General features: G+C 35.6%; 21 protein-coding genes. 15 read left to right on the top strand and 6 right to left on the bottom strand.

Annotated elements, in window-relative coordinates; translation table 11 throughout:
• Nucleotides 1–22: 22 nt before the first annotated feature.
• The 3 genes from UABAM_RS08405 to UABAM_RS08395 are packed head-to-tail and all read right to left on the bottom strand — an operon-like array spanning nt 23 to nt 2,518.
• Nucleotides 23–1,087 carry a hypothetical protein gene (locus UABAM_RS08405; RefSeq protein ID WP_151967551.1) on the bottom strand — a complete coding sequence of 355 codons (1,065 nt, stop codon included), beginning with the start codon at nt 1,085–1,087 and terminating at the stop codon, nt 23–25.
• On the bottom strand, nt 1,081–1,740 hold the full coding sequence (locus tag UABAM_RS08400; RefSeq protein ID WP_151967550.1) for a hypothetical protein: 660 nt from the start codon (nt 1,738–1,740) through the stop codon (nt 1,081–1,083). The genes UABAM_RS08405 and UABAM_RS08400 overlap by 7 nt, the downstream gene beginning before the upstream one ends.
• A complete protein-coding gene (locus UABAM_RS08395; RefSeq protein ID WP_151967549.1) occupies nt 1,715–2,518 on the bottom strand; it encodes a hypothetical protein in 804 nt (267 codons plus the stop codon). Before UABAM_RS08395 ends, UABAM_RS08400 begins: the two co-directional genes overlap by 26 nt.
• Nucleotides 2,519–2,658: 140 nt before the next feature.
• Between UABAM_RS08395 and UABAM_RS08390 the strand changes: the two genes are divergently transcribed.
• The 15 genes from UABAM_RS08390 to UABAM_RS34130 all read left to right on the top strand — a co-directional run bounded on the left by UABAM_RS08390 (nt 2,659) and on the right by UABAM_RS34130 (nt 18,139).
• Nucleotides 2,659–3,510, top strand: a complete 852-nt coding sequence (locus tag UABAM_RS08390; RefSeq protein ID WP_151967548.1) for a viperin family antiviral radical SAM protein — start codon at nt 2,659–2,661, stop codon at nt 3,508–3,510.
• A 12-nt stretch (nt 3,511–3,522) separates the two neighbouring features.
• The gene (locus tag UABAM_RS08385) at nt 3,523–4,110 is read left to right on the top strand and encodes a hypothetical protein (protein WP_151967547.1); all 588 of its coding nucleotides are present in this window, start codon (nt 3,523–3,525) and stop codon (nt 4,108–4,110) included.
• Nucleotides 4,110–4,472, top strand: a complete 363-nt coding sequence (locus UABAM_RS08380) for a CCCH zinc finger protein (protein ID WP_151967546.1) — start codon at nt 4,110–4,112, stop codon at nt 4,470–4,472. Before UABAM_RS08385 ends, UABAM_RS08380 begins: the two co-directional genes overlap by 1 nt.
• Before the next feature lie 130 nt (nt 4,473–4,602).
• Nucleotides 4,603–5,889, top strand: coding sequence for a glycosyltransferase (locus tag UABAM_RS08375; RefSeq protein ID WP_151967545.1), 1,287 nt, complete (start codon nt 4,603–4,605; stop codon nt 5,887–5,889).
• A 1-nt stretch (nt 5,890) separates the two neighbouring features.
• Complete coding sequence (locus UABAM_RS08370) at nt 5,891–6,919, top strand: radical SAM/SPASM domain-containing protein (protein WP_151967544.1); 1,029 nt, start codon at nt 5,891–5,893, stop codon at nt 6,917–6,919.
• The gene (locus UABAM_RS08365) at nt 6,916–7,614 is read left to right on the top strand and encodes a WG repeat-containing protein (RefSeq protein ID WP_151967543.1); all 699 of its coding nucleotides are present in this window, start codon (nt 6,916–6,918) and stop codon (nt 7,612–7,614) included. The genes UABAM_RS08370 and UABAM_RS08365 overlap by 4 nt, the downstream gene beginning before the upstream one ends.
• Nucleotides 7,615–7,638: 24 nt before the next feature.
• Nucleotides 7,639–8,172 (top strand): phosphoglycerate mutase family protein, encoded by a 534-nt coding sequence (locus UABAM_RS08360; protein WP_229759370.1) that lies wholly within the window; start codon nt 7,639–7,641, stop codon nt 8,170–8,172.
• Nucleotides 8,173–8,174: 2 nt separating this feature from the next.
• A complete protein-coding gene (locus UABAM_RS08355) occupies nt 8,175–9,818 on the top strand; it encodes a carbamoyltransferase C-terminal domain-containing protein (RefSeq protein WP_151967542.1) in 1,644 nt (547 codons plus the stop codon).
• A gap of 662 nt (nt 9,819–10,480) precedes the next feature.
• Nucleotides 10,481–11,866 (top strand): group II intron reverse transcriptase/maturase, encoded by a 1,386-nt coding sequence (ltrA, locus tag UABAM_RS08350; RefSeq protein ID WP_229759369.1) that lies wholly within the window; start codon nt 10,481–10,483, stop codon nt 11,864–11,866.
• A 526-nt stretch (nt 11,867–12,392) separates the two neighbouring features.
• The gene (locus tag UABAM_RS08345; RefSeq protein ID WP_151967541.1) at nt 12,393–13,820 is read left to right on the top strand and encodes a hypothetical protein; all 1,428 of its coding nucleotides are present in this window, start codon (nt 12,393–12,395) and stop codon (nt 13,818–13,820) included.
• A gap of 53 nt (nt 13,821–13,873) precedes the next feature.
• On the top strand, nt 13,874–14,458 hold the full coding sequence (locus UABAM_RS08340) for a restriction endonuclease subunit S (RefSeq protein WP_151967540.1): 585 nt from the start codon (nt 13,874–13,876) through the stop codon (nt 14,456–14,458).
• Between the two features lie 2 nt (nt 14,459–14,460).
• Nucleotides 14,461–15,936, top strand: a complete 1,476-nt coding sequence (locus UABAM_RS08335; protein WP_229759368.1) for a type I restriction-modification system subunit M — start codon at nt 14,461–14,463, stop codon at nt 15,934–15,936.
• A 289-nt stretch (nt 15,937–16,225) separates the two neighbouring features.
• Entirely contained in the window at nt 16,226–17,053 is an 828-nt protein-coding gene (locus tag UABAM_RS08330) for a hypothetical protein (RefSeq protein WP_151967538.1), read from the top strand.
• 642 nt (nt 17,054–17,695) lie between these two features.
• Nucleotides 17,696–17,941 carry a hypothetical protein gene (locus tag UABAM_RS08325; protein WP_151967537.1) on the top strand — a complete coding sequence of 82 codons (246 nt, stop codon included), beginning with the start codon at nt 17,696–17,698 and terminating at the stop codon, nt 17,939–17,941.
• 36 nt (nt 17,942–17,977) lie between these two features.
• Nucleotides 17,978–18,139, top strand: coding sequence for a PEP-CTERM sorting domain-containing protein (locus UABAM_RS34130; RefSeq protein ID WP_152021979.1), 162 nt, complete (start codon nt 17,978–17,980; stop codon nt 18,137–18,139).
• Between the two features lie 47 nt (nt 18,140–18,186).
• Here UABAM_RS34130 and UABAM_RS08315 read toward each other — a convergent pair whose 3' ends face one another.
• The 3 genes from UABAM_RS08315 to UABAM_RS08305 all read right to left on the bottom strand — a co-directional run bounded on the left by UABAM_RS08315 (nt 18,187) and on the right by UABAM_RS08305 (nt 22,373).
• The gene (locus UABAM_RS08315) at nt 18,187–18,657 is read right to left on the bottom strand and encodes a hypothetical protein (RefSeq protein ID WP_151967536.1); all 471 of its coding nucleotides are present in this window, start codon (nt 18,655–18,657) and stop codon (nt 18,187–18,189) included.
• 75 nt (nt 18,658–18,732) lie between these two features.
• Nucleotides 18,733–18,921: a hypothetical protein gene (locus UABAM_RS08310; protein WP_151967535.1), complete on the bottom strand. Its 189-nt coding sequence runs from the start codon at nt 18,919–18,921 to the stop codon at nt 18,733–18,735.
• Between the two features lie 1,178 nt (nt 18,922–20,099).
• On the bottom strand, nt 20,100–22,373 hold the full coding sequence (locus tag UABAM_RS08305; protein WP_151967534.1) for a DUF3987 domain-containing protein: 2,274 nt from the start codon (nt 22,371–22,373) through the stop codon (nt 20,100–20,102).
• Between the last annotated feature and the right edge of the window lie 155 nt (nt 22,374–22,528).

Here is a 22,528-nt window from a genome sequence, read left to right as displayed (position 1 = left end):
GGATTATATTGTGTAAAAGATCTTAGCATTCGAGTTCCTTGTACAACTTTACATTACGAATTAATGTATCTTTTTTGTATGGGAAAATAATTTCAGGAAAAGTATCTTGGGTTTCTTCATCTATTCTTGGAAACAACGCTAGTTCATTCTCGTCACCAAACGGTAAAAAGATACAAGGTATTGTACTTTCTGCGTATTGTAGAATCATCGGAACTTTATTAAGTTCGATTTCTCTCGAAGCTAGTTGATAAATAATATTACCTTCGTTTTTTGTCGCAATACCGTAGATTTTGCCATCTAAAATGTTTATCTCGATTTGTTTTTCTATAGACGCGGCTGCTAAATCTTGTTGTGGCTGAAAATAGGGCAACTCAATGCCATCATCAGGAATTATGTTTGTATTGTTTACGACTGTATGCTGAAAAAGTTCTAATAGCCATTCATACTGAGTATTGCAATTGTTACACTGTTGTATGTGAGATTGCAATAGCGCATTTTGCTTTTGAGTTAGAGAATTATCGCATGCCATAGCCATCCACTTTTCTTTTATATAATTTGGAACCCAACATGCATCGCTATTTGGTTTATTATGCCACCAATATACTTCTTGATCTAATAGTGGATCTTCATGGCCAGCTTCTTGTATCGCCAAAACAATGCTTTTGTTCCAACAAACTTCTTCGTCACACGATAATAAAAAGTTCCGTACTTTACAAATTACTTGCGAAGGAAAATCAAGATCCTGAGTATATTCCTGTATCAGATCAAAGCTCATTTGTTGCTCATCGCGCAATTGACAAAAAATTTCAATGAGATCTTCATCAATTTCTGCTACTAGTTCTTGCGCACGATTTAACAAAAAAGATTCATCCATAAAGATTTCGTATTGTTCTAAAAAATCAGATAAGCTATTTTTTATCATTACTTCGATTTCGCGGAGAATTGTCAGTTCTTCTTGATTGAGCCTTTCTCTGCGTAAATAGCCAATGCATGTAAGTATTCCAAAAGAATTGTTTGGCTTTTTTATACCGCTTTGCCACTCTGCTATATAATCCCGTATCTGTTGAAATTTGATTTTCTTCAGCATTCTTTTTCCTCTCGATACTTCGTTAATAACTCATCTATTTTGTTCACTAAATCGCAACTAGATTCTACTTTTTTGTAGTTGGGAAATACTTCGAGTGCTTTGTCGAAAGGAAGTTTCCACGTCTTTTTATTGTAAGGAGTTATATTTTCGTGAATAATCTTTTGTTTCTTGTTATTGGCTTTTCTTTTCTTATTATAAACTCTTTTTTTGGCTATTGTTACCGCAGCATTAAATAAATCTTTTTGATTGTTGAGTTTGGAATTTTCCACCGAAAACATTGTTGCTACAACAGAACGTCGGCAAACAATTACAAACCCTCTTGGTGACACACCTAGAATGCAAGGTATCCATTGTCCATTATTCTCTTTTCTGTCATACTCAAAACGCAAAGGATATTTCCACAAAAAAGAAACGTCGTTTTTTAGTTCTTGCGCTACTTTTTCATATATATGTACGATTTCTTTTTGGGAAATCTGACTTTTTGAAAAGTTTTTTTCTGTAATTTCTGGAAAAATATTTTTCCATACCGTCTCGGCACTAGAGAGTAAGTGTTTTCTTAACTTTTTCTCAAATGCATTCATACTGCGAAACAGAGATATGCAAACTGTTTCTTCTCCATTGTCAATTTCAAAAGTTTTCTTCTGCCAATCCATCTTTCCAGTTTCCTTTTCGCAACCAAGTAAGTTTTGTTCTTAGTACAGTTAAGTGACGATCTATAGCATTTCGCGTCTTTTTTAGCCAGTTGGCGATTATTTCCGGTGAAACATGAGGGGTTTTGCTTTCGGTGTTAAGTAGCTCCAAAATAATTTCTCGCAGCCGTTGCTGTATTTTGTCAATTTCTTGATCGCATTTTATTAGTAAATGCTGTTCATCGGGATCGAGTTTGTACTCAAAGAAATATGGAAGCCATAGTTTTAATATCGTACGGCGCAGGCATGTTAGACGTTGAATTTCGGAGTAGATTTCATCTTTCAATCTTAGATATGGCGCTTCACATGTCATTTCTTTTCCATCTATCTTAGCTATATCGTCGAGTTTTCCAAGTTCTGTTAATAAGTCAAATGACACAGCTTTTGCGATTCTTCGTTTTCCCATTTCAAGTGTTTCGTTGCGTTTGATTTGCAAGATGATATGCACAATAACTGTGGTTAGGTATGTTATCAATTGTGATTTTTGTGGATTGTAGTAGTTAAACTTGTTCTGTAAAAGTTTATCAATCAACGCATCGCGAATAGCCTCTACCATTTCTCCCCAATGGTTGGGCGACAAATCAAAATTTTTGACGCTTAGTCTTGAAACAACTTCAAAATAACCAACCTCCAAGTTTTGCATTTTTTCAAGCAAAAAATACAGAGATTGTTGTCCTCCTATAGAGAGTTGTTCAAAATTTTTTTGTATATCTTCGTCTTCGCAGAATTCTCTTAAGTTCATATGTTTCTTTCCAAATGTACCGACTTAGTATTTTGTGTTTCGCAAACTATTTTAACATTATTTTTTTTAAAGGTCAGATTTTCTTTTTCGCAAGCATATAAAGCATTAGAAAGAACTCAACAAATTTTTAGGAGTTTACTATGCTTCGTATCACAACTGTAAATTTTCACTTAATTCAATACTGTAACCTTCGCTGTAAATTTTGTTTTGCCAGATTCCACGACGTAAAGAAAAAGCATCCGCTGTCATTATCCGAGATGAAAGAGCTAATGTTTATGCTTAAAAATTCAGGGTGTGTAAAAGTTAATTTTGCAGGTGGAGAGCCTTTTATCTATCCAAATTTAGGTGACCTTGTTCGCTATTCTTACGAAATAGGTCTAAAAACATCGATAGTAACCAACGGAAATTTTCTGACAGATGAGTGGCTACAAAACTATGGTTCTTTTTTACATTGGATTGCTGTTAGCTGTGATAGTTCTGTAGAAGCTACACAAGAAAGACTTGGTCGCGGAAAAGGAGACCAGGTCAAAAAAGTCCAAACAACCTTCCAATTAATACAACAGTTTAATCGCGAAAACCGGCATAAAATTCGCAAAAAACTCAATTCGGTAATTACGCGTTACAACTATGAAGAAGATATGAGTTCTTTTGTGGAGAGTTGTGGAGTTGAACGGTGGAAAGTGCTTCAAGTTCTGCCTATCGACGGTGAAAATAACGATTATTATCCAGAGCTGGCAATTACAGACAAAGAGTTCGAATACTTTCAACAGCGACATAAAAATTTGAAAAATGTGGAAGTTGTATTTGAAGACAACGATCACATGACAAACTCCTATATTATGATGAATCCGCAAGGTCTTTTTTACCAAAACCACAGTGGAAAGTACGTTTACAGTGAACCAGTTCTAAAAATTGGTGTCGAGAAGGCACTAGAGCAAGTAGGATTTTCTCACGAAAAATTTTGTCAGCGTGGCGGTTTTTATCAATATTAGAAAGGTTTTACCATGAAAATTATTGCACTAGAAGGCATTGATGGTACAGGCAAGACAACTATTTTTGAAAAACTGAAAGCATACTTTGCGGACGATCCCAGAGTTGTTTTTGCCAAGTCTCCTCCACCACCATTTTATGAAGTTATGGCGGATTTCTGGGAGAAGCCTAAGCTCGAACGCTTCCTATTTTTTCTTACCGCAAATATATATTTTTGTAGCAAGAAAGATGACCATAAAATTTATGTTCTCGATCGCTTTATTTTTTCGACATACGTGACGCATATTGTCAGTCTCAACAGAAAGCAGAAACAAGTACTCAAATCTTTGCTTGGGGAAATAGATATACCTAAACCATCAAAAACATATCTGATCAAATCGTCGCTCTCAGCAATTCAGAAGCGACTAGACGAACGCAACAATGAAATAGACAACAAACTGCGAAGCAATCGCGCATATTTTGAAGAGCTATACGACCAATACTATGGCGAGCAAGATGTGAATCTTGGGCAAGTGGAAACTCTTGAAAATGAGAATTGGGAAAATTTTAATCGCAATATCGATGTTATTAAGCAAGATATTGAAGCTATGAGGGGAAAGTGATGAGGGGTATATCTAACTGTAAGTTCATTGGTGGATCACAAGACGGAAAAATATTAGAAATAATATCACTACATTGTCGTAAACGACTTTGTATTGAAAGTAGTACTTGGTTCAGCAAAGCAAAAGATGCGGTCAAAATAGTAAAAGGCCATAGCAAATACAAAGACCCGGATTGGTTTCAAAGTTTGTGTTACGTTTATGAAAAGCAACCAAAGAAAAAAAATGATAAATTTATAGTGTATCAACTTATCGAAACACGAAATATCCACAGGTGTGAAAAATATCTGGAAAATAAACAGCGAATGTGCCTACATGAAGCGCAACCAGGGAAAAAGTATTGTAGTACTCACAAAGTTAGTTAGCGTTTAGTGTTTTAAAGAAGTCTTGTTATGAGATGAAATTATGTCAATCATAACAAGATTTCTTTTGCAATATTGTTATACGAAACAGGTTTGCAGTACTATAACGCAAAGGAAAAAGAAAGAAATAGGTATGCACATATTAAAAGTTATTCATGGCTATCCTCCGACGTACAATGCTGGTTCGGAGGTATACAGCCAGTCTATTTGCAATCAACTAGCCAAATCACATCAAGTTAGCGTTTTTACTCGCGAACAAAATATATTTGCCGCAGATTTTGCCATTCGCGAAGAGGTTGACACTTCGGTAACGAAATACTTTGTGAATTTACCGCGAGAAAAAGATGGTTATCGGCATTCACAGCTAGACAGTGGCTTTGCAAAACTTTTGGATACAATAAAGCCTGACGTTGCGCACATTGGGCATTTAAATCATCTGTCTACAGGGATTATTGATCAACTTAATGAAAAAAACATTCCGATTGTGTTTACATTACATGACTTTTGGTTGATGTGTCCACGAGGACAATTCTTGCAGACAAATTTTGCGAATCCTAATTTTTATCAACTGTGTTCTTTTCAAGAAAATCGCAAGTGTGCAGAAAATTGTTACCGTGCTTATTTCTCAGGACAAGTTGACGACCATGAGAGAGATATTGCGTATTGGACGCATTGGATTCAGGCACGCATGGAGGAAGCAAAGCAACTTTGCAAAAAAATCCAATTATTTATAGCACCTTCGCGTTATTTAGAAAAACGTTTTGTCGAGGAATTTAAATTACCGCAAGAAAAAATAGTGTATTTGGACTATGGATTTCCTCTGGAGTACTTGCAACCTGTCAAAAAGGAACATAAAGAGTTTACTTTTAGCTACATTGGAACCCATATACCTGCAAAAGGGGTATCGTTGCTTATCAAGGCTTTTGTTCGTTTAAAAGGAAAGGCAAAACTCAAGATTTGGGGTAGAAATAATGGGCAGGGAACATCTTCTCTAAAGGCGCTCGCTAAAGAGTTATGTGCATCTATGTCGGAGAATATTGAGTGGATGGGCGAGTATGCCAACTGTGATATTACACATAGAGTTTTTGACACTACAGATGTCATTGTTGTCCCTTCCATATGGGGAGAGAACTCACCTTTAGTCATACATGAAGCACAAGCTTGTCGCATACCAGTTATCACGGCAAATTATGGTGGGATGAAGGAGTATGTGCATCACAAGGTAAACGGTCTTTTGTTTGAGCATCGTAGCTTTGAATCTTTAGCGGAGCAAATGCAGTATGCTTTTGATCATCAACAGGAAATGAAAAGTCTGGGAAAAAGAGGCTATTTATTCTCTGATGATGGTCAGATACCTTGTATCCAAAAACACTGTTTTATGTTGGAAGAACTTTATCAACGCGTTATTAAGGATAAATAAAATGTCACAACAAAACCTTTGGCGTATAACACTCGATACCAATCCAGAAGATTGTAATCTAAAGTGCATTATGTGTGAGGAACACAGTCCGTATAGTAATTTTAAAAAAATACTTTTTGAAAAAACGGGTGTTAAAAGACGCGTGATGCCTCTTGATTGGATTACAAATATCATGTGCCAGGCAAAACAACTTGGCGTAAAAGAAATGATCCCATCGACGATGGGAGAACCACTTATATATGAGGGAATGGAAGATATCGTTCATCTTTGTAGAGAAAATGACATTAAGCTTAATCTTACCACCAATGGAACATTTCCGCGAAAATCTGTAGAGGAGTGGGCCAAAATACTTATTCCAGTCATCTCTGATGTTAAGTTTTCCTGGAACGGAGCTACAAGGGAAACAGCAGAACAAGTTATGTTGAAAATTCCATTTGATAAAGTTTTAGATAACGTAAAACAGTTTATTCAACTTCGAGATGAGTATCACCAACAAACAGGTTATTACTGCCGTGTTTCTTTTCAGTTAACTTTTATGACCAACAATATGCATGAACTTGCTGATATTATCAAGTTAGGCGCGGAACTAGGTGTTGACCGAATCAAGGGACACCACTTGTGGGCACACTTTTCTGAAATACAACCACTGTCGATGAAATCAAGCATCGAGAATATCACGAAGTGGAATGCTTATGTAGAGGAAGCTTACAAAGCTCAAAAAAAATATAGAAGACCCAATGGCGAAAAAATTCTTCTTGAAAATATACTGCCCATCGAAGATGACAGCCTCGAAGTGCCTGAAAACTACGAATGTCCGTTTCTGAATAAGGAATTATGGATCTCGGCGACGGGAAAAATTTCACCTTGTTGCGCTCCAGACGCGCAAAGACAACAACTGGGGGATTTTGGTAATATTCAAACAACATCCATTGTCGAAGTTTTACAAAGCGAACAATATCAAAATTTAGTAAACAACTACCAAACGATCCCGTTGTGTAAGAGTTGTAATATGAGGAGACCACCGCAATGAATTGGAAAGAAATCAAGGTATCTGAGGATAACTCTCAGTTTATACACAACAACAAACCAGTTTTTAAACGTTTTACGGAAGTTCTGAAGTTCCATGAGCCAGGCATCGCTGCCGTTTCAGATACATCCGGTTGGTATCATATAAACGTCACAGGAGAGGCCATATATTTACAGAGGTATCGACGTACTTTTGGTTTTTATCAAAAGAGAGCAGCCGTAATAGAGGAAGATAAGTGGTTTCATATTGACGTTGATGGAAAACCTTTATACGAAGACAAGTATGCTTTTGCGGGAAATTTTCAATACGGTCGCTGTGTAGTAAGAGATATTAACGGGAGCTACTTTTATATTGACGCTGCGGGGAAACGAATTTCTGAGAAAAATTATAGATATGCTGGTGACTATAAGGACAATTATGCTTGTGTGATGTTAACGGATGGTAGTTACAAGCATATCGATAAATCAGGTAATTTTATTTACGACCCTTCGTTCAATGATCTTGGAGTGTATCACAAAGGATTTGCTATCGCCAAAGACGAGAATGGATGGTTCCACATCGATATCAAAGGTAATGGTGTTTACCTCGAAAGGTATGCTTTCGTAGAGCCATTTTACAATGGTTGTGCCTTAGTTCAAAAATTTGATGGTAGTAAGATAATTATTGATGAACAAGGAAAGTGTATACATTGCCTGTGATTAATAATCTTAGAAGGGTATGTGATGTCTAAAACAATTAAGCTATACCTTGTTCGTCACGCGCAACCGCAAACTTTACGTTATAAGAATTATTTTCCCGGTCCTCCATTAGGAACGCACGGAATTAACCAGGCGCAAACGATGGCAAAGTATTTATGTACTAAAGGCATTGAGCAAGTTTATACCAGCGATTTTACTCGCGTAATACAAACATTGCAGCCATTTCTCGATACGTACACAAAAAAAATTACTCCTGTTGTTGACAAGGCACTGTGGGAAAGAGAAAAAGAGGTAGAGTCGCACGAGAGTTTAGTTACGAGAGTTACAACGTGGATTAGTAATAAGTCGCATGTGATAACAAACAATACGGCCATTTTTAGCCATTGTGGACCGATTAACATGATTTTACAGTATTTTGATCCTGACAAAACAATACTACATTACCCTTACACATGTCCTTTTTTGTGTCATACTCCACTAGCTGGGGTCTGGGAGTTAGATTTAGAAGATTTTTGTTTAGTAAATGGAAAACTTATTTTTGTTGACGACATGGAGTAAAAATGAAACCAACATTAGCAATTTATGGAATCCAAGATCGTCATAATTATGATTGTCCTGGCTATGTTCATGACCACTCCTTAGTACTCATGGAAGATGGCAAGGTAATTACTTATTTGCATCTAGAGCGTCTTACGCGTCGTAAACATGATAATCGCATGCATGTATACATAGAGGATATACTTGAAGAGCAAGATTTTTCTTTACCTGATGACTTTGATGTTGTGTTTGTGGATTCTTTTGTGGGAAGGTCTTTTATTTCGAGTTCAGGAAAAATACGTTTTGAAGGTCCTATTGATAAACCATTGGCCACAGATGTTGAATTAGGTAAGTGCTGGTGGAAAAACCAGGAGAGAAAAGCATATGTTCTCAATCATGAGTTAGCACATTTATACAGTTGCTTGCCTTTTTATGGCAATTTTCAAGACAATAGTATGTTGATCCACTTTGATGGTGGCGCGAGCCAAGATAATTTTTCTGCGTGGTTATACCAAAACGATGAATTGAAGCTCTTAGAGTACCACTGGGATCTTTCGCAATTATCCAAATATTTCAACGACAATGCACTGACATTTGCCATTTTGGGAATGAAACATTACGAACATTTAGCCGTTCCTGGAAAACTTATGGGCTATTCTTGTTATGGTAAATATTCGCCAAAAATTCACGCATGGTTGCAAAAAAATGATTTTTTTCGCGATATTTGGCAAGATAAAACATCTTTTTATCATAGTGCAGAAAAACAATTTGGGTGGGGTAAGCAACAATTTGATTTAAAAGATACATTTTTACAGGACATAGCAGCAACATTTCAATATGATTTTCAAACCCAGCTTTTGTCAAAATTAACAAAACTGCAAGAACAACACCAATGTGAATATTTGTATCTTTCTGGTGGTTGTGCTTTAAACATCATCGCAAATACAATGATCATTGACAGCGGGTTGTTAAAAGAAGTTTACATTCCTCCATGCTGTGGTGATAGTGGTTTAGCGCTCGGAGCCGCGTCTTTTGTCGAACAAAAGAAACATAAAAATATAAAACTGCATAGTCCATACCTTAACAATTTTGGAATTAAACATTACAACACAAATTACAACCAGGAAACGATTAAAAAAGTGGCATCACTGTTATTGGAAAATAAAATAATCGGTGTTTGCAACGGATATGGTGAAATAGGGCCTCGTGCTTTAGGAAATCGAAGTCTTATTGCGCTTCCAAACAGCATAGAATTAAGAGATAAAGTGAGTGTCTATCATAAAAAGCGCGAGTGGTATCGTCCTGTGGCTCCTATTATACTCGAAAGAAATGCGAAAAAAATCACGGGTTTATCTAGCATTCAAACTATCGCTAAATATATGCTTGCCGATTTCCACATACGAGAAGAGTACAAAAGGCAAATTCCAGGTGTTATTCATACTAATCAATCTGCCAGGATTCAGTCTATCGCATCCAAAGATGAAAATCCTTTCATGTATGACCTGCTAGATTATTTGGATCAGGTGCATAAAGTTTTATGTCTTATCAATACCTCGTTTAACAAAAAGGGAGAGCCCATTGTACATACAAAAGAAAATGCCATTGTTTCTGCAAAAAGTATGAATATTAAGGTTGTTGTGGTGAATGGGGAGATTATTGTACTCTAATATTTAGACTAAGCTAAAACCACAAAAATCAAAAGTCCATTTTCCGGGTCCCAGAGGCGTCCGTGATTTTGCATTTTACAATAAGTGGTTCGCAAACATATATAAAATAAGCGTTACAAAAGGTCGATTTTCAAAAGCTACCGGAATCATAATCCGTGGGTTGGGGTTCGAGCCCCTCCTTCACTACTATAGATAAAGACTGACATCCAGATGTCGGGCTTTTCGTGTGTGTGCCAGGCATGTTTGATAACTAGGAGGTGAAAGTTCTCTATCCAACCTGATGGAGGTGAAGGATTAGCGAAGCGCAAGGGCATAACCGTGAGGAAATGTTTGAAGGAAGCGTGTGGCAAATTTGTGACCTGACGAACAGAAACTGGATAATAGGCATACCATGTCGGACGAGTGGGCACATGACCACGAAGTCCATATCCATCAAGGACATGGGTTGTAAATTCAGCAGGTGTGCAAAGAAAGTGATCAAACTTACCCTGGGAGATCTGTACAATGTCCTGAATTCAGGACTGAGGAAGCTGTGAAGTATCCAGAGCGTTGTACAGAAGTCAGCAGAAGGCATAGTAGGTGTAGGAAACGAGCTGAGAAATCAGAGGACTCACCACACTGAAGGCTGGAACAATTTGGAGAAGGATTAGGAAACAGGACTCATGGGTAGAAAGCGACGGAAAAATCAAATAAAATTTACCTTCCTGGTAGAAGATAAGGGTGAAGCCCAAAGAGCTACCGGAGAAAGGGTTGAACTACCAATGGCGAAGTGTAAAACCGAAACTTCGAAGCAGTTACCAGAGAAGTTAATGGAAGAAATATGTGAAAGAGAAAATTTACGTAGAGCACTGAAAAGAGTCAAGAAAAACAAAGGAAGTCCGGGGATAGACGGGATGACCGTAGAAGAACTCCAAGGATACCTATGTGAAAATTGGCTAGCAATACGTAAAGAATTGATGTTAGGGAATTACAAAACAAAACCAGTAAAACGGGTCGAAATCCCGAAGATCGGAAAAGGTCTGCGAAAACTAGGAATTCCTTGTGTCTTAGATCGCTTTGTACAACAAGCAACATTACAAGTGATTCAGAGGTACTGGGACAGAGAATTCTCAGAAAACAGCTATGGATTTAGACCAAAGCGTTCGGCTCATCAAGCGATAGCGAAAGCTCAAAAATACATTGAGGAAGGAAATCGTTTCGTGGTAGATATAGATCTGGAGAAATTTTTCGACAGAGTAAATCACGACAAGCTGATGGGATTACTAGCACAAAGAATAAAAGATAATCGAGTACTAAAACTTATTCGGGAGTTCTTGAATGCAGGAGTAATGGAAAACGGCTTGGTAAAGCCCCCATCGGAAGAAGGAACACCACAAGGTGGTCCTCTTTCTCCACTATTGAGTAATATAGTACTTGATGTTTTAGATTGTGAGTTAGAAAGACGAGAACATAACTTCGTGCGCTATGCTGATGATTGCAATATCTATGTCAAAAGTAGGCGCGCAGGTAAACGAGTGATGGCAAACTTGACAAAGTTCATTACCAGAAAGCTAAAACTGAAGGTTAATGGACAAAAGAGCGCAGTTGCTAGACCTTGGAAACGAAAATTTCTAGGATTCAGTTTTACTCAACACGTACAACCAAAGAGAAGACTGGCTCACCAATCAATAGAAAGATTCAAAAGGAAAATTCGAGTCATAACAAAACGAACAAAAGCAAAGAGTATTGAAGATGTTATTAAAGAATTGAGTAACTACCTTCATGGCTGGTTAGGATACTATAGGTTTTGCCAGACACAATCAATATTACATAAAATGGAAAGATGGATGAGGCGACGTTTACGTTGTTACATTTGGAAAGGTTGGAAAAGAGGAAAGACTAGGTTCTTAGAATTGCGTAAAAGAGGAGTTGGAAAAGCTCTGGCTGCTCAAACCGCAGGTAGTGCATGCGGTGTATGGAGACTAAGTAATAGTCCAGCTCTCAATATAGCTTTCCCTAACTCCTATTTTGAAGCACTTAAACTTCCACGATTACTCGTAATTACTTAAACATTTTGAACCGCCGTGTACGGACCCGTATGCACGGTGGTGTGACAGGGAAAGCCCGTGAGGGCCTACCTATGTCGATTTTATGCCCTAACCTTCAAAATGAGACGAAAAATACTCCATGTCCCCCAAATTCACCCAATTTTTCCGTCCAGGCGCGCAGCAAAAACCTACCGAGGAATCCGTTGTTCAACCGAGCTATGATTTAATGCTTTTTGAGTCAAAATAATATTCAATATCTTAAGCGCTGAGTCTGGCACGATTCTTAACTTTGTTATACATTCGGTTTTTTACTCAAAAATTGATTATTCAGTTTTTTCACTAAAAAATCAAAATTTTTCCAATAATCTCTATACCTTTAAATTTAAGCTTTTGAATATCTTCCCTCTTTGAAGTATTGCCAATGCTTCAAAAAAAGACATTGACTTTTTCTTTGTTGGGTTGTACGCTCTACTTACTGAAGCATTGTTAATACTTCAGTAAGTATTTCAATTACTAGAATAATTTCAAGGTTAATTTAGAGGTTATTATGACAGTAGTTTTAAAAGCAGATCAGCAAGAAATTATTGAGCGCCAACTACAAAAACTAACATGCTTTTTAGATGGCCTAGGTCTTCCATCTGACAACGTTATAGCAGATTATCAAAGTCGACAGTTTATAGGGCAAAATTTACCAGCGTATATTCAATCTCTTCCAAATGAAATTGTTACAAATGCAAGATATCTATCAAAATTTGTGGTAGGAGCAGGTATCGGACTTTTTGATTATGCATTAAATGCTATTTGGAATGAAGTTGTTTTATCACTTAGAAAAAAAGCCATAGCATACGGCCTAGATATTTTTTTTGATGCTGCTGTAGGAGGTAACTTAAGGGCTACATATCAATCAGAAAATGATTTAGCCGGTTTAAAGGATATTGTGCTTTTGGGAACATGTAAAAAACTAGAGCTAATAACAGAGACTGTTTATAAAAAACTTGCCCATATTTTAGATATGAGAAACAGTATTGGAATTTCACATCCCACAGCCCAGGTTGTAAATTCTTTTGAATTGTTAGGATGGCTGGACACATGCATCAAAGATGTTCTCAACGATTGCCCTTCAGAGTCAGCAATTCAAGTAAAAGCATTTATAGAAAATTTAAAAAATGCTACTGAAATTGTGGATAATCCAACATTGGGAACGATTCAATTGAAAATAACATCATTGTCATCCACACATTGTTGCAACATTTTAACAACTATTTTTGGAATGTTTGTATCTAATGAAGCGTCACAAGTACTGCGTAAAAATATATCTTTTATAGCACCGATAGTTTGGAATTGTTGCCCTGACCAAGTAAAATATAAATTAGGAATACTACTTGAAGGATATAAGACTAATCTTCATAGTAGTAAACATAAAAAAGGAGTTGTTTTTTTCGAGAAATGCGATGGAAATAGATACAGAACACCACATGAAAGAATAGTAATGCTTAGTGAGCTCACTGATCAATTAGAAGAAAAACATTGGGAGCTAGATAATTTTTATAATGAAGTACCTATCATAGAAAAAATAATGTCCTACATCAAAACATCGACCGATATCCCAAAAGAAATATCATACAAAATGATAAAGGTTCTCATGTTATGTCGTATAGGAAAAGGAGTTTCATATCATCAAGGAGTTTCACCTGTTGGCAAAAAACACTACGATAATTTTTTTAGCTTTCTTGGAGAAAATCATATTCCAATTTTGATCAAAATGTTTACGGATCATGCAATTAAATACCGATTGGATCGAGAAATTTGCAGAGATCAAGCCAAAGATTTTCTTTCGATTGTAAATGAAAATGTTGTAATGAATGAGCGTATGGAAGAATGTTTGAAATATTTGGAAAATAATATTCAAAAAAATGCAAATATTGTTTCAGGTAACAAATTTAAAGACTTAAGTAAAGCAATTGTTGATTGGTAATGACTAGACGAAAGGTAGGTCGTGAAATTTAATTTCACGACTTAAAATACTATATGGAAAGAATAAAGCTAGAAGATATTGCTGAAATAAACACAGGTTATCAACTACGATCAAAAGTAGTACATGATGATAGTGGACAGTACACACTCATTCAAATGAGTAACACGAGTAATAAAAAACTAAATCTTACGAATGTGCTAAGAGCTAATTTACAAAATGTAAATGAAAATCACATTGTTCGTATTGGAGATGTTCTTTTTGTTTCTAAAGGTATTAATAACTATGCAACCGTTATCAATATCTCTTTACCAAATAACACTGTTGCGGCGTATCATTTTTTTAGAATACGCATTTATAAAAAGCAACTAATCGCTTCTGGTTATTTAGCATGGTATTTAAACGAAAATCAGGCGCAGAGGTACTTCTATAAAGTTGGGGAAGGAACAAATACGATGATGGTAACAAGAAAAAACCTAGGAAAGTTACCAATACCATTACCTTCTTTGGAAAAACAAAAAAAAATAATTGAGCTTTACCAACTACTTGATAAAGAAAAAGAACTTACGCAAAATTTGTATGAAAAAAGGAAACTCTTAGCAACAGCTATATGTCAAAAAATTATCGAACAAGGAGATTAGTTTTGACAGAACAGAAAACAAACGAGGAAAAAATAAATAGTATTTTATGGGAAACCTGCTCTATTTTTCGCGAATACTTAAATCCTGAAGAATACAAAAACTATATAATCACATTCTTCTTTTTTAAATATATATGCGATGTATGGAAGGACAAAAAAAAGCAGTATGAAGAACAATTCAAAAATGATAAACATTGTATAAAAAAATATTTAGAAAAAGAGAAATTAATTATTCCTACAGATTATAACTATGATTTTATTTATCAGAAAAGGGACTCTAATAGCATAGGCAAAATTATTAATAAAGTTCTATTTGAAATAGAAAATAGAAATAAAGTGTTACTAGATGGGGTTTTTTGCTATTTAGATTTTAATTCAAAAAAAATAAGGAATGATACACTAAAAAACCTAATTGAAAATTTTGCAAACCTAGACTTACGACCTTCCCAAATTGATGCTGAAGATACCATAGGTAATGTATATCGTTCTTTTATAACTCGCTTTGTAAGTGCCGTTGGCAAAAAAGGAGGAGCATTTTATACCCCACGAGAGGTATCTAGTCTACTTGCTAAATTGGTTATTCCAGAACCTGGCAACAGAATATGTGATCCCGCTTGTGGAACTGCTTCTTTACTATTACAAGTTGCTAACGAAATAGAAGAGGAAGTTTCTTTATATGGACAAGAAATAAATTTAAATACATGTGCTTTAGCTAAAATGAATGTATATCTTCATGGAAAAAATGCTCTCATTGAGCAGGGACATACATTGGAAAATCCTAAATTTATTGAAAATGATAATTTAATGAAATTTGATATTGTTGTATCGAACCCTCCATTCTCCATAAAGGACTGGGGGTTCGAGAAAATTAAAAAAGATAAATTTAAACGTTTTCATCGAGGTATGCCTCCTAAAAGTACAGGAGACTATGCTTTCATAACTCACATAGTTGAAACTATAACTGAAAAAAATGGACGAGCCGCTGTCCTTGTTCCGCACGGTGTCCTTTTTAGAGGAGCTGCCGAAAAAGAAATTCGAAAAAAACTAATAACAGAAAATCTGCTTTCTGCTGTAATTGGTTTGCCTTCTAATTTACTTTATGGGATAGGTATTCCAACAGCAATTTTGGTTATTACAAAAGGAAAATTGGATAGCAATATTCTTTTTATAGATGCTAGTCAGCATTACGAAAGTAAAAAATCACAACACTCTTTACGTCCAAAAGATATCAAAAAGATATACTGGCATTTTATAGAAAGAAAAACTGTAGAACGGTATTCTTACCTTGCTAAATTCGAAGAGATAGAAGAAAATGAATTTAATCTTAACATTCGCCGTTATGTAGAAACTTTCCAAGAAGAAAAAATCAATACTAAAGAAGTACAATTTCAAATACAACAGATAGAAGAAGAACTTACTAAGACAAGAAATCAAATAAAAACTAAATTAGATGAACTGGGTAAAATGCAAAAATATTAAATAAATAGTGGCCCTAGTTCTAACATTTTGGTGGTAATGGTCTAAAAGACCTTCTTTCTGTACTTTTTTGTCATTCTCGACGCCGATCGAGAATTCAGTGAGCCAACTACTTTTCGGAGCCTGGATTCCCATTTTCATGGGAATGACAAGTGTTGTTAATCGTATTCTATTTAAGGCACACATCTGCAACCATCAATTTCGTTAGAACCAGTAGTGGTCACTTTTTGAAACTTTTTTAAATTAACAGTAATTTCAATACAGATAGGTAAATGACTCAATCAGGTAGAAAATGGAAAAGGATAATCAAGGAACTAGCCTTAGTCAAATCAACGAACCTGAATTCTTGTTGACAAGGCCATTCTTGATTTTTAATTTTTTAAATCTAAACGACTACTTATCTCTAGATATGGTAGTTGTGGTACAATCTCAAACTGTATTTTTTAATCTTAAAAGTCATATTTCTATAGTTTGGAAAAAAATGGATAATGATATACCTGATACAGATATTATTGATAAAGAAATCGAATATTTTTTTGATGCATATGGAGAAGGGGCTACAGAAGAACTTGTCGAACAATTTAATGAAAAAAATGTAAAGGAGTTTTATCTAAGAAATCCTTATATCTTAAAAAATGCAATAATATTTGTTAACAAATCTAAAACAATTCTACATACTGACCCAATCGCCTCATTAATATATTCATGCTCAGCAACTGAGGTATTTATTAAACAAGGAATTCTAAAACCGACAATATACTCATCTATACATCATGAGCTGTTATCAGAATTAGTAACTGAAACTATTTTAAAATGGAGTATTGTAAAACTTAGAGATCTTCTATCTAAAATCATAGAAGAGTATAAACTTATGGATAGTGCTTTTACTAAGTTCACAAGAGATAAAAATAAAACAACACTGTGGGAAGAGAGAGTAAGTATTCAAAAAATACGAAATAATATTGTACATCGTGCTGATCCATGCACGATTGAAAATGCAAAACAATCATATGATGTAGCAAATGAGTTTTTTCTAATAACTAAAAAATTGTTATCTAAAATAGATTTAGATATTCACAAAGGAGGAATAGTCCAAAGTAGTAATAACAATAAAGTTTGAATCCCGTTGCGCCATGTAGTACAATTTGCCCGACATTTACCACCCATTTTGTGCGCAGCAGGCGCGCAGCAAAAATTAAATTGCGCAAATGTAAGTAAAATAAAGGCAAGCGACGAACGGGAATTCATGGATACACGGAATCATAATCCGTGGGTCGGGGGTTCGAGCCCCTCCTTCACTACCATCAAAAAGCTTGGCATCCAACAATTTCGGGCTTTTTTCGTTTCCACTCCCAAACTACAAAACAGACAAAAAAGTCGCAAATATACACCCTTTTTGCCATTTTCGGAGTCCACACGGCGTCCCAAAATCTGCTTGTTTTATTCTGTATTCTGCGCAACAGTTATTACAGTTTAATCACAAATTTAGTAAGATTTATGTTTCTTCAATAATAACTGGAAATAAAGGAACTGTTTTCAGTGTTGTTATATTGAATCTAAGAACCTTATTCCTAACTTAGGAATCTTTGGTATGAAATGTATTTTTAACAATATTAATTTTACTGTCATTAAACATAGTTCAAGCTGAAGTTATTTCATTTACAAATTAAGCCGATTTTCTAAGCAACCTTAGTTCATTCGAGACACACAATTTTGATGGTTTTGCCCCTACTGGTTTTTTTGATACTGGGGGGGACCAAATTTGACAAACGAAATCGCAGGACTTAACTTCGAAAATGCTCGTGTTACTAATGATCTACGAGGAGGGGCATTTGAATCACCAGAGAATGTGCTAGTAAATAGTGATTTGACAAATATCATTGTAATCAATTTTGATAATCCGGTGACTGGTGTTGGACTTTTTAACACAAGTATTGGAGATGCAGAAAGATTTGAAATATTCGATGTACAAGATAATCTGTTGGGAAGTATAGATCTAAGTGAATGAGTTGTAAATTTTGGTGGTTTTACCTCTGACACCGAAATCGCAAGGGCTATTATTACACCTATCGCACCAACTAACGGTAGTATCTTTATCGATACTCTAACTGTCGGAACTGCAGTTCCTGAAACATCAACTTATGCACTATTATCTATGCTAGTAGCATTAGGATTTTTATTCCGTCGTAAACGAAGACAACATTAGCGTAATGATGGATCTAAATTTCTTGTCACTTTATGTTGAGTACTCATCTAAATCAGACAGGAGTTTTGCAATAGGTCTGAAACTTCTAATTCTATCGCCCATTTATTGATATACTCAAAATCTAACTTATCTTTTTTTATAGAAGCCACTGAAAATAAATCAAGATATTGCTTATCAGACAAACTTTTCTTTGCCCATTCTAATTTACTTAAAATAGAATCCTCGGGTGATACAATAAACATTTCAATATCAAAAACATTAGCTTTTCTTCTTCTCTCGAATTCTGTTATGCTAAAATCTCTATCTTTACGTATAATCAAATCAGCTTTCCAACCTGTTTGATAATCAATAATATTAAACATACTTTTACGTTGTAAAGCTGAAATCGCTGCTTCTTCACTAATATAAGCACTATCACCAATCAATTCGATAAAATGATGTATTTGTTCTTCTGTTGGATGGATAATAAGATCAATATAAAGAGTTGTTCTTGGCTCACCATAAAAACTATTCGCCATAGATCCCTAAAGCATATGGAATATTGCATTCTTCTGACTTATTCGTTATCTGTTGAAGAAATAAATTAACAGACATTATACTTCTATCTCTATATTAGGATATGCTTTTGCAAATAGCTCTTGCCCCACTGTTAGCTTTATTAAAGCGAGATCTATTTGTTCCTTGCTGTATTCTGGGTGTCTATCTTTAATTCCTGCTCGACTAAGTTCTCGAATTGAATCACACATACCGAAAGTAATTTTAGCTTTTTGCTCTATCGACATTTTACGAAAAGCTTCATATCTTATTTTGATTACTTTCCAGGGGTGTCTGATGGAATAGGTTTGAATTTGGAATATGCATCCATAATCTACTCATTTACAATGAAGAAGGTTTATAAAAATAGATCATATTTACTCTATACAATATTAACATAACAATAGTCGAAATAGAACATGTATGCAAATTTAAGAACAAAACACAACTATTTGCATTTATCCAGCAACCAAGCTAAAATCACAAAACCAAAAGTCCATTTCCGGACCCCAGCGGCGTCCGTGATTTTGCATTTAACAATAAGTGGCTCGTAAATATATATAAAATAAGCGTTACAAAAGGTCGAGTTTTAAAAGCTATCGGAATTATAATCCGTTGATTAACTACTCCAAAGTTCAACTTCAGAAGTTTCTCATAAAATAAGACGGTTCATGTTGTTTTTACTCCTACTGCTACTTAGTTTTTACTTGTACACTATAATTTTTATAGAACATGTATTTACTTAGAGTAAACAGTTACAAAAACTTATTTATTCGAGGTGTCTAAAATCACGGTGGGTGTCTAAAAATTTGTTGAACGATTTTGAACGATGTCGTATGATGTGCGTCGAACACACATTTCAGAATAGTTGCAACATTATGTTTAATATATATAAGTGCTTATTTTTTTATGTTTGCTGGCGAATGAGACCTTCGATTTAGGATCTAGTGCCATTAGCTCTAAATTTAAGTCCTGTTGTAATCTGAACAAAACTCCCTGATAAACAAACCATATAACCCTCTTCTAGCCAAAAGCACCAAAATCAGAGTATTCTTATTTAGGTAACAAAATGTACCTTTTGACTTTTGTTTCCAGTTTAGGAAACAAGTAGTTTTTATAAATTAGGATGTTCCGAAAACTTTATCTTTCAAAAGTAAGTCCCCCATTGTTACTGTGGAATATTTTTCTTGTAAAATATTCTTAGCTAAAAAAACACACACTACTCACACATTGAACGTACTCCAATAAAATCAAACTACTCAGGTGTGAGTAGTGGTAGTCACACATTGGTCACACCACACACACATTGTGTGACTAGTGTGTGTAGTGTGTGAGTAGTGGTAGTCACACCTGAGATCTTTATTTTTCAATACTTTCATTCAAAGTGTGACTAGTGTGACTAATGTGTGTGTAAAAATATTTTTATTTACATGCTAAAATCAAAATCCTCGAAAACAGAATCATGAAGATGTAGAGTATGTCCTTCAAAAATTCCGATTCCTTCTTCAGCGGCCCATTGCAATAATTCTTTTGCGGGGGCAGCTTTTTGTATTTTCATGAAGCGACTACGGTAGATGTCTTTGGTGGAGATGGACTTCAGATTTCTTTTTTTTGCGTAGTCGATAATTTTGCGTACTTTTTCTTCGGTTTCTGTTTCATTTAAAATACCTAAAGATCTACGCAGGTGGGCTTTGTAGTATTCTATGATTTCTATGGCGCCGCGAAGAGTATGTTCGGTTAAATGATCTTCGCCACTTAGTGTTGCTAGAATTAGACAGATTCTAAGTAGTTGCCCTGGCATTTTGTTGAGTGGGTTTTGTAAAATTTCTTCTTGTTCTATGGATTTGGCTTTGTGAAATTCGTACCAACCTATCCAGATTTTTTTGGCTTTTGGAGAAAAGTCGATGACTTTTTTACTGTTGTCATGGTAAAGGCCGAGAAATAGCTGTTGCATTTTCTTGGTGATGGTGGGCGAAATTTCTTTTTCTGACCACTTGGTGGTGCAAGTCGGGTCGGGGTAGGAAAATAGGATTCTGTCTATAAATCCATCGTCTTGCATTCCTTTTTTTAGGGTGTCTAGTTCTTTGGGGGGTATAGCTCCGGTTATTGCTAGAAAAGGATCGGTGATGTACTGAGGCTCTTTTCCCTTGCGATCGACGGGGCAGGAAGCTCCAGCCCATACGGATAGAAAAAATTGTCGGTCGCTTCCATTGCCACCTTTGTATTGGTTATGTGATTTTACCCATGCAGTAAGCTCATCGCGGATTAGGATGACTCCTCTGGGGTTGTTGGCGAGAATTTCCGAAATAGATTCTACGGTGGCATCGGCGATGTGAGTGCGGATAAAGTGAAATGGCTGTGGCTCTTCCGGCGGGTAATCTGCTGGTGCTCCCCTTTTTACTTCGTTTTTCCATTTTTGTAATTCGGCATCGTATCTTGCTTTTTCTTGGACATACTGTTTTTGACGTTGAAAATTTTCTGCGGCATTTTCTTCTTCTATTTTTTTGAGTAAATTAGTTATCTTTGCGAGAGCAGGGCTTTTTCCTGATCCTGGAGCTGCGACTACCGCAGTGTAAATAGCACTGCTTTCTTGCCATGAGTTTTTTATCTGAATTTTTTTATGACTACCGATGAGCGCACCGATCGTCGTGAGCATTGGTGTTACGACAAAATCAACGGGACATGCTACAGTGTCTGCGACTTCTTTACAGAACGATTGTATTGGTTCCGGTATTACATGTATGGGAAATTTGGGCACTTTGTTGCGTGCGATTAGGTTTTTTTGTTCGGATTGTAAAGGTGATACGATAGCATTTTGTATGTATTTTTGTACTTGATGGTGAAAATCACGTGGGCTTTCTTTTAGTAGATCGTTGACATCGTATTTGTCTCTCTTTTGTTCTTCAAAAAAAATGGCATTTATCTCTCGATGTTTTAGAAGTAGTTCTTCTCCAAGATTTTCTGTTCCTTTGTCAAACCACAGATAGAGTTTGTGGTTTGGGAAATTTTTTATGATTTCTTGTATACCGTCGGAATTGGTAACACCAAAAATAGAAATCGCGGAGATACCAACGCTTGCCAAACACAGGGCATTGGCCAAGGATTCCACTATGATTACTTCTTTGCTTTCTGCATGGGCGTAAAATATACCTTTTTTATTTCCATGAGCTTTTTTGGATGAGTTGGTTAAGGAGATATTCTCAATACCGATGATTTTTGTTTGGGTGTAGCTGTATATGGGAACGACAATGCTTTTTGTACCTTTGTAGGTATTTAGTCTGAATCTTTTGCAAACAATGCTTTTAGTTTTATTTGCGAGTTGTGTGGGGAAATTTCGTTTATTTTTTAGCCAGTTGTAGGCTGTTTTTTCGTCGAGTGGTGTTGATTTTTCCCAGATAAATTTATGTATTTCTCTGGATTTTACGGTATGGGTTTGTTGTGGTTGACGGTCTAGTATATTATAGCATGCTTGTTTGCGAGAGCAGCAACTATATTTTGCTTCAAAATCTATGATGTCTCCTTTGCAATCACAACGAAAGCAATGAAATAGTTCTTTTTTTATGTTGAAAGCGGTTTTGTTTTCGCAAAAGGGGCATTTGTCAGCGCGCAGACTGTTGCCCACTTTTTTGAAATGAGTACCTGTTTTGTATTCTATATAGTCTTGCAGCTTTTTTTGTTTTGCTTCCTTGAAAATATTCATATATTTTCTCCTAGTTGTTGCTGGTAAATAGGAGAAAATTTTGTTATAAAATAATTATCTCCTGCTTACCAGGGGTACATACGAATTTATTTAAAAGCCAGAGGAATTCCGCTCCTCTGGCTTTTGCTTTTTATACCTTGTTTGCTGGACCCCTG

Origin of the sequence: Candidatus Uabimicrobium amorphum (assembly GCF_009002475.1) — a bacterium.
GTDB lineage: Bacteria > Planctomycetota > Uabimicrobiia > Uabimicrobiales > Uabimicrobiaceae > Uabimicrobium > Uabimicrobium amorphum.
Note: the sequence above shows the minus strand (reverse complement) of the source record. Positions and strands in the feature narration are given on the sequence as shown.

What these genes read in the sequence shown, in the direction of transcription:
- UABAM_RS08365 (WP_151967543.1), top strand. Translation starts at nt 6,916, where the DNA reads ATGAATTGGAAAGAAATCAAGGTATCTGAGGATAACTCTCAGTTTATA.
- UABAM_RS08395 (WP_151967549.1), bottom strand. Translation starts at nt 2,518, where the DNA reads ATGAACTTAAGAGAATTCTGCGAAGACGAAGATATACAAAAAAATTTT.
- UABAM_RS08310 (WP_151967535.1), bottom strand. Translation starts at nt 18,921, where the DNA reads ATGTCGATAGAGCAAAAAGCTAAAATTACTTTCGGTATGTGTGATTCA.
- ltrA (WP_229759369.1), top strand. Translation starts at nt 10,481, where the DNA reads ATGGGTAGAAAGCGACGGAAAAATCAAATAAAATTTACCTTCCTGGTA.
- UABAM_RS08390 (WP_151967548.1), top strand. Translation starts at nt 2,659, where the DNA reads ATGCTTCGTATCACAACTGTAAATTTTCACTTAATTCAATACTGTAAC.
- UABAM_RS08345 (WP_151967541.1), top strand. Translation starts at nt 12,393, where the DNA reads ATGACAGTAGTTTTAAAAGCAGATCAGCAAGAAATTATTGAGCGCCAA.
- UABAM_RS08330 (WP_151967538.1), top strand. Translation starts at nt 16,226, where the DNA reads ATGGAAAAGGATAATCAAGGAACTAGCCTTAGTCAAATCAACGAACCT.
- UABAM_RS08315 (WP_151967536.1), bottom strand. Translation starts at nt 18,657, where the DNA reads ATGGCGAATAGTTTTTATGGTGAGCCAAGAACAACTCTTTATATTGAT.
- UABAM_RS08405 (WP_151967551.1), bottom strand. Translation starts at nt 1,087, where the DNA reads ATGCTGAAGAAAATCAAATTTCAACAGATACGGGATTATATAGCAGAG.
- UABAM_RS08380 (WP_151967546.1), top strand. Translation starts at nt 4,110, where the DNA reads ATGAGGGGTATATCTAACTGTAAGTTCATTGGTGGATCACAAGACGGA.
- UABAM_RS08370 (WP_151967544.1), top strand. Translation starts at nt 5,891, where the DNA reads ATGTCACAACAAAACCTTTGGCGTATAACACTCGATACCAATCCAGAA.
- UABAM_RS08400 (WP_151967550.1), bottom strand. Translation starts at nt 1,740, where the DNA reads ATGGATTGGCAGAAGAAAACTTTTGAAATTGACAATGGAGAAGAAACA.
- UABAM_RS08340 (WP_151967540.1), top strand. Translation starts at nt 13,874, where the DNA reads ATGGAAAGAATAAAGCTAGAAGATATTGCTGAAATAAACACAGGTTAT.
- UABAM_RS08375 (WP_151967545.1), top strand. Translation starts at nt 4,603, where the DNA reads ATGCACATATTAAAAGTTATTCATGGCTATCCTCCGACGTACAATGCT.
- UABAM_RS08305 (WP_151967534.1), bottom strand. Translation starts at nt 22,373, where the DNA reads ATGAATATTTTCAAGGAAGCAAAACAAAAAAAGCTGCAAGACTATATA.
- UABAM_RS08355 (WP_151967542.1), top strand. Translation starts at nt 8,175, where the DNA reads ATGAAACCAACATTAGCAATTTATGGAATCCAAGATCGTCATAATTAT.
- UABAM_RS08360 (WP_229759370.1), top strand. Translation starts at nt 7,639, where the DNA reads ATGTCTAAAACAATTAAGCTATACCTTGTTCGTCACGCGCAACCGCAA.
- UABAM_RS08385 (WP_151967547.1), top strand. Translation starts at nt 3,523, where the DNA reads ATGAAAATTATTGCACTAGAAGGCATTGATGGTACAGGCAAGACAACT.